At 68.2% G+C, this 9,882-nt stretch carries 10 protein-coding genes; 3 read left to right on the top strand and 7 right to left on the bottom strand.

All coding sequences use genetic code 11. The features are described 5' to 3' along the window. Positions 1-673, top strand: a 673-nt coding sequence (locus tag WH07_RS26140) for a GntR family transcriptional regulator (protein ID WP_046504907.1), incomplete at its 5' end; no start/stop codon positions are given. 115 nt (positions 674-788) lie between these two features. On the opposite strand, the gene WH07_RS26135 is transcribed toward WH07_RS26140, so the two are convergent. From WH07_RS26135 to WH07_RS26105, 7 genes are all read right to left on the bottom strand, one after another. Then, positions 789-1,553, bottom strand: a complete 765-nt coding sequence (locus tag WH07_RS26135) for an enoyl-CoA hydratase/isomerase family protein (RefSeq protein WP_046504906.1) — start codon at positions 1,551-1,553, stop codon at positions 789-791. A gap of 93 nt (positions 1,554-1,646) precedes the next feature. Next, positions 1,647-2,783, bottom strand: a complete 1,137-nt coding sequence (locus WH07_RS26130; RefSeq protein ID WP_232789066.1) for a cytochrome P450 — start codon at positions 2,781-2,783, stop codon at positions 1,647-1,649. A 223-nt stretch (positions 2,784-3,006) separates the two neighbouring features. Further along, positions 3,007-4,371 carry a cytochrome P450 gene (locus tag WH07_RS26125; protein WP_046504900.1) on the bottom strand — a complete coding sequence of 455 codons (1,365 nt, stop codon included), beginning with the start codon at positions 4,369-4,371 and terminating at the stop codon, positions 3,007-3,009. Between the two features lie 9 nt (positions 4,372-4,380). Continuing rightward, entirely contained in the window at positions 4,381-4,971 is a 591-nt protein-coding gene (locus WH07_RS26120) for a GTP-binding protein (RefSeq protein ID WP_046504897.1), read from the bottom strand. Further along, positions 4,946-5,326 (bottom strand): DUF742 domain-containing protein, encoded by a 381-nt coding sequence (locus tag WH07_RS26115; protein WP_046504894.1) that lies wholly within the window; start codon positions 5,324-5,326, stop codon positions 4,946-4,948. Before WH07_RS26115 ends, WH07_RS26120 begins: the two co-directional genes overlap by 26 nt. Further along, on the bottom strand, positions 5,323-5,733 hold the full coding sequence (locus WH07_RS26110; RefSeq protein WP_046504892.1) for a roadblock/LC7 domain-containing protein: 411 nt from the start codon (positions 5,731-5,733) through the stop codon (positions 5,323-5,325). The genes WH07_RS26115 and WH07_RS26110 overlap by 4 nt, the downstream gene beginning before the upstream one ends. Next, positions 5,730-6,869: an ATP-binding protein gene (locus WH07_RS26105; protein WP_046504889.1), complete on the bottom strand. Its 1,140-nt coding sequence runs from the start codon at positions 6,867-6,869 to the stop codon at positions 5,730-5,732. Before WH07_RS26105 ends, WH07_RS26110 begins: the two co-directional genes overlap by 4 nt. Positions 6,870-7,230: 361 nt before the next feature. Here WH07_RS26105 and WH07_RS26100 point away from each other — a divergent pair, with 361 nt between their 5' ends. Continuing rightward, positions 7,231-9,024, top strand: a complete 1,794-nt coding sequence (locus tag WH07_RS26100; protein ID WP_046504886.1) for an ABC transporter transmembrane domain-containing protein — start codon at positions 7,231-7,233, stop codon at positions 9,022-9,024. Beyond that, the coding region (locus WH07_RS26095) for an ABC transporter transmembrane domain-containing protein (protein WP_046504884.1) at positions 9,021-9,882 on the top strand (862 nt) is incomplete at its 3' end. The genes WH07_RS26100 and WH07_RS26095, both read left to right, overlap by 4 nt.

Below are 9,882 nucleotides of genomic sequence, written 5' to 3'. Positions count from 1 at the left end.
CGCCCCAGCCGTACCCCCGGCGCCCGACCCGGCCCCGGCCCCGGGACGCGGCGTCCAGCGGCACTCCGTGCGGGGGCAGATTCTCGCGGCCCTGCGGTCCGCGCTGGTCAGGGGCGAGCTGGCGCCCGGCGAGGTCTACTCCGCCCCCGTCCTCGGCGACCGCTTCGGTGTATCCGCCACCCCCGTACGCGAGGCCATGCAGCAGCTCGCGCTCGAAGGCGCGGTCGAGGTCGTCCCCAACCGCGGCTTCCGGGTCACCGAGCGCAGCGCGCAGGAGCTGGCGGAGCTGACCGAGGTGCGTGCGCTCATCGAGGTACCCGTGATGCTGCGGCTGGCCCGTACCGTACCCGCGGAGCGCTGGACGGAGCTACGTCCGTTGGCGGAGGAGACCAGCGCCGCCGCCGCGGCCGGGGACCGCGCCGCGTACGCGGAGTGCGACCGCGCTTTCCACCGAGCGTTGCTTTCGCCGTGCGGCAACGCGCAACTGGTCATGTTCGCGGACGATTTGCTCCGCCGTGCCCAACGGCCCCTGGTTACCGCCCCGGCCGTGCGCCGCGCCGATCTGTTGGCCGACGCGGCAGAACACTCGGCACTTCTGGACGCCCTGGAGGCAAGGAATCTGACGGTGATTCAGTCACTCCTGCGGGGGCATTTCGAGGGCACTCCGGACTGAAAAGGCCCCCCTGAATATTCCGGCTGTAAATGCCAATTGCCGGAGAGGGTCCCTTTTCGGTTCCGTCTGGCCCCGCTCCGTCCGGCCCCGTTCGCTGCGTCCGGCCCCGCTCCGTCTACCGCTGCCGTGCGGCCTCTGCGGCCGCCACCGCCGACGTCAGCAGTTCCGCGTCGAAGAAGGTGGCGTCGGCGAGGCGGTTGGCCCCCGCGTACGCGTTCAGCATCGCCTTCGTGGTCCGCAGCGCCGCGGGCGATCTGCGGAGCAGCGGCCTGGTCCACCGCTCGACGGTGCTGTCCAGCTCCTCCTCCGGGACGACCTTGTGCAGGATGGACAGCTCGGCTGCTCTGGCGGCGTCGAAGTTCTCGGCCGTCAGCAGCAGTTCACGTACCTTCGCGGCTCCCGCCTCGTGCAGCAGCCGAGGCAGCACGCCTCCCCAGGCCGGGGGCACCCCGAGACCCAGCTCGGGCATCCTGAAACGGCAGTTGTCCGCCCCGACCCGCAGGTCGCAGAAGACCGCGAGCCCCAGCCCGGCCCCGATCACGCCGCCGTGCAGCCGGGCGACGGTCACCGCGTGGACGCTCGCGAGGGCGTCGCACATCCGCCGGGCCTTGTTGCCCAGGGAGTGCAGGCCGGCGCCGCCGGGATGCGCGCCGAGCAGGGACGGGAACTCGGCGCGGTCACCGCCCAGACAGAAGTCGTCCCCGGCACCCGAGAGAATCAGTAACCGGATGCCGGGGTCGTCGTGAACGCTGTCGAGTACGGCCAGGAGCTCGTCCAAAAGCGGTCCGGAGACGGCGTTTCCCGTCTCCGGACTGTTGAGCCGTACCTTCAGGACAGGCCCTTCCTGGAGGACGTGAAGGACCTTGAAGTCTTCCATCATGGTGTTCCTTGGATCTCGTGCCGGGGCAGCCGATGGGGGGTGTGCGTCGCGCTGACGAGTCGTCAGTTCACTGACGGGCAGTCACGGAAACCTTCAGGAGGCCGTCACGCGGAACGACTTGAGACGCCGGAAGGCCACCCGGGGCGCGTAGGACGGTCCGTCCGCGAGACGCAGCTTCGGCATCCGCCTGAGCAGCGTGGTCAGCAGCGATGTCGCCTCGAGGCGGGCCAGCGGGGCCCCGAGACAGTAGTGGATGCCACCGCCGAAGCTGAGGTGCGTGGCCTTGCGCCGGATGTCGAAGATATCGGGATCCGTGTGCTGGTCCGGGTCGTGGTGCGCGGCACCGACCATGAGCTGCACCATCTCGCCCTGCTGAATGGGCATGTCCGCCAGCGTGGTGTCCTCCACGGCGATCCGGCTGATCATATGGATCGGCGGGTCGTAGCGCAGGGTCTCCTCGATCGCTCCCGGCATGTGCTCGGGGTGAGTACGCACCCAGTCGAGCTGGCGGGGGTGCTCCAGGAGCAGCCACACCAGGGTGGCCAGCAGATGCGAGGTGGTCTCCAGTGCGGCCAGGACCACGAAGAGGGCCAGCGAGTGGACGGCCGCGTCGGCGGCGTCCCGGTCGTCGGGCTCCAGCTCGTCCCAGGTCCGCAGCCAGACGGAGACCTTGTCGTCCCCGGGAGCCCTGCGGCGCTCCCGTATCAGCTCGCTGAAGTACTCCCGCAGCCGGTGCGTCGCGGCGTCGGACAGCGCGAGCTGACTGGGAGAGGGGAACAATTCCTGGGTGAATACCTGGTCGTGGGTCAGCGCACGCAGTAGCGGATAATCCGCGGCCGGCAGTCCGAGCCATTCGCCGATGGTTATCACCGGCAATTCTTCGCAGACCAGCTCCATGAAATCCGGCTCGCCGTCGAGCAACTCCTCCCTGACCCGGTCGAGGAGCCGCTCGGTTATTCGGTCGATCGAACTCCGCATGGCGTCGAGGGACTTGCGGTCGAACATGTTGCCCACCGACCGCCGCATCCGGGTGTGATGCGGCGGGTTGAGCATGGGCATCGTCCTCCCCATCTGGAGCGAAGCAGGTGCACTCCAGCGTGCGGCGTCCTTCTGCTGCGTACGCCACTCGTTGCCGGGCACCTGCCAGGCCCTGCCCCTCAGCACCTGGTCACACAGCTTGTACGAGGTCACCAGGTGCCCGCCCCACGGCGCCGGCATGATATTCCCCATTGCCCTCAGCTCTTTGTAGTAAGGCAATGGATTTGATTGTCCGCCCGATGTACGCAGGCGGGAGAAAAGCGAAACCACAGAGCGCCGGTCAACGGATGAGGTGGCCAGGGATGGCTCCACAGCGACTCCTTCTTTCAAGAGATCACATCAGATTCGCCAACCCTGTCTACCCCTATGGTTGAACATTCATGCGAGGGTAAATCGTCCCGTATTGTTGGGCATGTCACACCTTCCACCAGGACAGGAACCCGCTCCAGAAGCTACCCTTCCCGGCCGGCTGCTGAGGCTGGGCGGGGGCGTTCCCGAGGGTGCGCGACGCGGTCGGCTGGGGCGCCGACGCACGCTTCTCCCTGCGTACCGGAGTGAACCGGGCCGGCAGGGCGTTGAGCGCGCGGTGGATCGGGCCCGGACGCCAGGACAGACTGTCCGCGGGCACGCCCAGCTCGATGTCCGGCAGGCTGTTGAGAAGCTTCTCGATCGCCAGGACGGAGATCAGCAGGGCGGGGTCCTTGGCCGGGCAGGCGTGCGGACCCGCGCCCCACGCGAGATGTGCCCGCTTGCTGAGCGTCTGACGGCTCACGGACAGGCTCGGATCGGTGTTGGCCGCGGCGAAGCTGATGACCACGGGATCGCCGGCGTCCAGCTTGCTCCCCGACAGGTCCACGTCGTACATGGGGTAGTGCACGGCGTAGTTGGCTATCGGCGGGCTGTTCCACAGCACATCGTTGATGGCGTCCTCGACCAGCAGACCGGCCGCGTGCTGTCCCCCCGCGTACTTGTCGTCGGACAGCAGCAGCCGCAGCGCGCTGGCGATGATGTTCTGCGTGGGTTCGGTGCCCGCCCCGATGAGGGTGACGAGCTGATGGATCATCTCCTCGTCGGTCAGCCGCGCCTGATGCTGCATCAGCCAGGAGGTGACATCTTCGCCCGGCTTGGCGCGCTTCAGCGCGACCAGCTCGAACAGGGCCTCGGTGAGGACCTCGTTCGCCTTCTCCGCGTCCACTCCGTCGAAGAGACTGGAGATGCCGAAGACCAGCCGGTCACCGATCTCGGCGGGGCAGCCGAAGAGGTCGTTGAAGACCAGCAGAGGCACCAACTGCGCGTAGTCACTGACCAGATCGGCCTTGCCGCGGCCACTGAACTGGTCGATGAGATACGCGGAGACACGGTCGGTGTGCCGGCTCAGCCGGTGCGTGTCTATCTTGGACAGCGACTCCGTGACCGCCTGACGGAGCCTCAGATGGTCGGCACCGTCGGAGAACAGGCAGTTCGGACGGTACGCCATCATCGGCAGGATCGGGCTGTCCGCCGGCACCTCGCCCTCGTTGAGGGCACGCCAGCGGCGCGAGTCGCGCGCGAAGGTGTCGGGGTTCTGGAGGACATGCAGGGCCGCCGCGTAGTCAGTGACGAGCGAGGCCTCCACACCCGGAGCCAGTTCGACCGGTGCGGCGGGACCGTGCTGCCGCAGATACTCGTAGAACGCCTGCGGATCGGCGGCGAATTCGGGCCCGTGCAGAGGCGTGCTCTTGCCGCTCTTGTGGGCAGGGCAGCCCGGTGGTGGCGCCTGGTTTTCCGAGTGGGACTGCATGGCGAACTCCTAGCTGAGGCGCGACTGGAGATAACGGATGAGGACGATGAGTGAATTCGCTGACGAACGCTGGTCGCGTGCGTCACAATTGACGAGCGGAGTCTCGGGGAGCAAGTCGAGCGCCTCTCGTATCTCTTCGTCCGTGTGGCTCGGTGTGCCTTCGAAGCGGTTGACGGCGATGGCGTAGGGGATTCCGTAGTGCTCGACCAGGTCCATCACGGCGAAGGACTCTTCGAGACGCTGCGGGTCCACCAATACCAATGCCCCGAGAGCACCCCGGGACATGTCTTCCCACACCTGGACGAAGCGCTGCTGTCCCGGTGTACCGAAGAGATAGAGGACGAGTCTCTCACTGAGGGTGAGACGGCCGAAGTCCATGGCTACGGTCGTGGTGGTCTTGCCGGGGGTGCCCCGAAGATCATCCACTCCCTCGCCGGCCTGCGTCATGACCTCTTCGGTGCGCAGCGGCGGAATTTCCGACATCGTTCCGATGAACGTTGTCTTGCCGACGGCGAAGTGCCCTACGACTAGGATCTTCGCCGCTGTCTGCACCGAATTGCGCAGATAGACGTCGTTATCCAAAACGGGCTTGAAGGCCATTCAGCACCTCCTCGAGTATGTGCCGCTCGACAAGCTTCGCGGGAGGCACGGGGGCCCGCGTCATAAGGAACCCCTCCTCCGTGAGATCGGACAGCAGGATTTTGACGACACCCACGGGCAGATTGGTGTGCCCGGCTATCTCGGCCACCGAGAGATAGCCGCCGGCGCACAGATCCAGAAGACGGAGCTTCTCAGGATCGAGATGTCCCGTTCTGGGGCCGTCTACGGCCGCCGTGACCAGCGTGATCAGAGAGAACTCGTGGTCATCGACCAGGCTGCGGCCGTTGGTGATGACATACGGTCGCACTAAGGGTGCGGTTTCTCGTTCCAGCTCGGGCTCATCCGGAGTTGTCATGCCTTCGTATCAGCAATCTCGCGAGGGGGACTGGTCAGGGATTTACCGAGCTGGCCTACGAGCTGCATCATCCGGAAGGTGATCTCCGCCATGTCCACGTCGGGCGACGCCGAGACCGCGAGATAGGCACCTTCGCCGGCGGAGATGAGAAAGACGAAGCCGTGATCGAACTCCACCAGCGTCTGACGCCACTGGGGCCGGTCGCCCGCCGGCCTGCCGCAGAAGTCGGCGACCGTACGGCTCAGCGACTGCATCCCGCTCATCGCGGCGGCGATGGTGTCGGCGTGGTCCTTGCCGACATCGTTCGAGCGGGCCATGAGCAGGCCGTCCGCGGAGACAAGGATCGCGTGGCGCGCCTCGGGCACTTCCAGGGCACTGTCAAGCATCCATGACAGATCGTAATTCACTGAGTCTCAGGCCCTTCGCTGCTTGCGTTGGTGGAACGGCGGCCCGACTGCGTTCCCCGCTGGAACGCGCCCATGACGGACGCGGCCTGCTCGCTGGAGCGAGCCGGGGCCTCCGCGGTCTCGGCGGCCGGAACGATGGATATCGCGCCGCGGCGACGGCGCTTCGGAAGTCCGCCGAATGTGGTCGCGGGCGCCGCCGGGGTCTCTTCTGGAGGCATCGGGGAGGACGCGGCCATAGCGGGTTTCTCCTCGGTCTCGGGCGCGGGCGCGGGCATGGACGTGAGGAGCTCTTCGGGAAGGAGCACGACCGCGCGCACGCCACCGTACGGAGACGTCGAATCGACCGAGACCGTGAAGCCGTAGCGGGCGGCGAGCACACCGATCACCGTGAATCCGAACTGCGGCGGGTTGCCCAGTCCGGAGACACCGGGAGCGCGTTCGCTCGACAGGAGCTTGGCGGCCCTGGCCTTCTCTTCCTCGTTCATGCCCACGCCGGCGTCGTCGACGATGATGCAGACGCCCTTGGGCACGGGCCGGATATTGATTTCGATCATCGTCTCGGGCGCCGAGTAACTGGTGGCGTTGTCCAGCAGTTCGGCGAGCGTGAGCGCGACCGGTTCGACGGCGCGGCTGACGATGGCGAAATTGCTCTGGGCCCGGATCTCGACGCGCGTGAAGTGGCGGATACGGCCCTTCGCGCTGCGGACCACGTCATAGAGCGACGCCGAGGCGCGCTGACGGCCCAGCCATCCGTCGCAGAGCACGGCGATGGACTGCGCACGCCGGGCGAACTGCGAATTCATGTGGTCGATGTCGAGGAGGTCCTGGAGAATCTGGAGCTCTCCGTACTTGTCCTGCAGCTTGGTGATCGCGAGCTGCTGCTCGCTCGCCAGACCCTGGAGCGTACGCATCGCGGACTTCAGGGCGGTCTTGGTCGCCTCTTCCGCGCGGTCCTTGGCCTCTTCGACGGCCTCGGAATAGTGCTCTTCCAGATTGGCGTAATGCGCCTTGAGTTCCTGTTTTTCCTTCCTGAGCTCTGCATTCGACTTTCTGCCGCGAATGATCGCGGTAGCTGCGACAGGGGTTCCAGCGGCGATCAGACCCCAAAGCGCTGGATCCTGGAAGTATTGCGTCATAAGGCTCTCTTCGGGCGACTGGGGCACCGGATACTGAATGCCGGGACGGAGTGTTCGAGTGCACTCGCGGTCTCGGGCATACGGGATCGGCCGCGCATACTCGCCCGCCGGACTGCCTTGAAAGGCCCGGCTGATGGCATAGTTCTCCCCGGGGTGGCGGATTTCTGGGCCGATGCGCTGACTTTCCCTTTATGCCATAGCGGGTTTACCACCGCTTGGCAAGCTCGTGGATCTTATCATCACACCAAGGCTCGGCGTCCATGCCGATCTGCTCCCTATCTGGCTTCTGACGGAAATTCAGCAAGGCTCCCTCTTTGGGGTTGTTGGTGCCCGGGGGCCCCGGGTCGTTAGGGTGCGGGGAATGGGTGACTCGTACATGGATCCGGGGGTTCCGGATCGCCGTAGTGCAGGACGGTACCTCTGGTGGCTGGCGACCAGTCAGGGGGGTCGGGTAGCCGTCGGCGCAACGTACGGCAGCGTGTGGATGATCGGGCTGACCCTGCCCCCGTATCTGCTGTCGCGCGCGATCGACGACGGGCTCGTACCGGGCGACAGCGGCGCGCTCGTCGGCTGGACGGCGGCGCTGCTCGGAGCCGGTGTGTTCAACGCCTGGCTCGGCATCATGCGCCACCGCACCATGACCCGGGTCCGGATGGACGCCACCTTCCGTACGGTACGGGTCGTCGTCCGACAGGCCGTCAGGCTCGGTGCCACGCTGCCCCGACGGGTCACCGCTGGTGAGGTCGTCACGATCGGCATGTCCGACGTCACCATGATGAGCCGGACGCTGACCATGACCGGCCCCGGGGTCGGCGGCGTGCTGGCCTGTCTTGTCGTCGCCGTGCTGCTGCTGTCCGTCTCACCGGTCCTCGCCGTGGTCGTGCTGCTCGGAGTGCCGCTGCTCGCGCTGCTGGTGGGGCCGCTGCTGGGGCGGTTGCAGCACGCCGAGACCGCATACCGGGAGCGGCAGGGCGCGTTGGCCGGGCGGTTCGTCGACATCGTCGGCGGGCTGCGCGTGCTGAGCGGGCTCGGCGGCAAGGACGCGTACGCCGCCCGCTACCGGCGCGATTCGGCGCGGGTGCGGGACGAGGGCTACCGCGTCGGGGCGGTGACGAGCTGGATCGACGCGCTCGGACTCGGCCTTCCCGCGCTGTTCCTCGCCGCCGTCACCTGGCTGGCGGCCCGGCTGGCCGCCCAAGGCAGCATCAGCGTCGGCGAGTTGGCGGCGGTGTACGGGTATGTCGCCGTGCTGGTCGTACCCGTGTCGTTCTTCGTCGAGGGCGGGTACGACCTGAGCCGCGGGCTGGTGAGTGCGCGGCGGGTCGTACGGTTCCTGGACCTGGAACCCGAAGTCGCGCCCGGCGAAGGGGAGTCGGGGACCCGGGCGGGGTCGGTGCCGGATGCGGTGCCGGTGCCGGGGGAAGCTCTGCGAGAGGCGCCCAGCTCGCCGTCCCCGCTGCGCGATCCGGCCTCCGGGGTCGAGGTGGCACCCAAGTCGCTGACCGCGCTGGTCGGTTCGCGCCCCTCGGACGCCTCTGACGTGGTCGACCGTCTGGGCCGCTTCACCGCCTCGAACGCGACCTGGGGAGGGATACGGCTCGACGAGATCCCCCTCTCGCGGGTACGCGAGCGGATCCTCGTCGCGGACAACGAGGCCGATCTCTTCGCCGGGACACTCCGCGACATCGTCGCCGGCCGCGGCGGCCCGGACGAGGAGTCCATCGACGCCGCCGTCCACGCGGCCGTCGCGCGGGACATCGTCCTCGGTCTGCCGGACGGTCTCGACTCCCGGATCGACGCGCAGGGCCGCAATCTCTCCGGCGGCCAGCGCCAGCGCGTACGGCTGATGCGGGCCCTGCTCGCCGACCCCGAGGTGCTGCTCGCCGTCGAACCCACCTCGGCGGTCGACGCCCACACCGAGGCCGCGCTCGCCGCCCGGCTGCGGGCGGCCCGTACCGGCCGTACGACCCTCGTCACCAGCACCTCGCCGCTGCTCCTCGAACACGCGGACACCGTGTACTACCTGGTCGACGGCCGCACCGCGGCCACCGGTACTCACCATGAACTGCTGCACGCACAGCCCGGCTACCGGGCGCTGGTGTCCCGGGGCGCGGACGACGGACCGTACCCGCACGAGAAGGAGCCGGTCCGTTGACGGCCGTCAAGAAGGCGCACCTTCCCGTCGCCGAGCCGCCCCAGGTGCGGCGCGCGGCGGCGCGTCTCATCCGGCGGGACGGGCGCGCCTTCGCCGCCGCCATCGCGCTCAACGCCCTCGCCGCCGCGGCCGGACTCGTCGGGCCCTGGCTGCTCGGCAGTGTCATCAACACGGTCCGGGCGGGCGGCGGGGTCGCCACCGTGGACCGGTACGCGCTCGTCATCCTGCTCTGCTCCCTGGCGCAGCTCGTGCTCGCCCGGTACGCCCGTCTCGTCGGCCACCGCTTCGGCGAGCGCACCTCCGCCCGTATCCGTGAACAGCTCGTCGACCGCGCGCTCGCGCTGCCCGCCTCGGTCGTCGAGCGCGCCGGTACGGGCGATCTCGCGGCGCGCGGCACCACCGATGTCTCCGCCGTCAGCACCGCCCTGCGCGATGCCGGGCCCGATGTGTTCATCGCCGCCGTACAGGCGCTGTTCATCCTCGGCGCGGTCTTCGTCCTCGATCCGCTGCTCGGCGGCTGCGGGGTGCTCGGTCTGCTCGGCATCTGGTTCGCCACCCGGTGGTATCTGCGCCGCGCGCCCGCCGCGTATCTGGCGGAGGGCGAGGCCAACTCGATGATGGCGGAGGTCCTTTCCGCGACCGCGTCCGGTGCCCGTACGGTCGAGGCGTTCGGCCTCCAGCGGCGCCGGATCGAGGTCTGCCAGGAAGCGGTCGAGCGGGCCCGGCGGACCAGGCTGCGGACCCTGTCCCTGCGCAGTGTGCTCTTTCCGTCGGTGGAGGCGTCGTACGCGATTCCGGTCGTCGCGGTGCTGCTGGTCGGCGGCCTGCTGCTCGGCGACGGGGGTGGCGGGGACGGCG

Source organism: Streptomyces odonnellii (assembly GCF_000981895.1).
GTDB lineage: Bacteria > Actinomycetota > Actinomycetes > Streptomycetales > Streptomycetaceae > Streptomyces > Streptomyces odonnellii.
The sequence above is the reverse complement of the archived record's forward strand: the minus strand, read 5'-3'. Positions and strand labels throughout refer to the sequence as shown.

Bases quoted from the DNA above. Each gene is read 5' to 3' on its own strand.
- WH07_RS26135 (WP_046504906.1), bottom strand. From the start codon at position 1,553: ATGATGGAAGACTTCAAGGTCCTTCACGTCCTCCAGGAAGGGCCTGTC.
- WH07_RS26130 (WP_232789066.1), bottom strand. From the start codon at position 2,783: ATGGGGAATATCATGCCGGCGCCGTGGGGCGGGCACCTGGTGACCTCG.
- WH07_RS26125 (WP_046504900.1), bottom strand. From the start codon at position 4,371: ATGCAGTCCCACTCGGAAAACCAGGCGCCACCACCGGGCTGCCCTGCC.
- WH07_RS26120 (WP_046504897.1), bottom strand. From the start codon at position 4,971: ATGGCCTTCAAGCCCGTTTTGGATAACGACGTCTATCTGCGCAATTCG.
- WH07_RS26115 (WP_046504894.1), bottom strand. From the start codon at position 5,326: ATGACAACTCCGGATGAGCCCGAGCTGGAACGAGAAACCGCACCCTTA.
- WH07_RS26105 (WP_046504889.1), bottom strand. From the start codon at position 6,869: ATGACGCAATACTTCCAGGATCCAGCGCTTTGGGGTCTGATCGCCGCT.
- WH07_RS26100 (WP_046504886.1), top strand. From the start codon at position 7,231: ATGGGTGACTCGTACATGGATCCGGGGGTTCCGGATCGCCGTAGTGCA.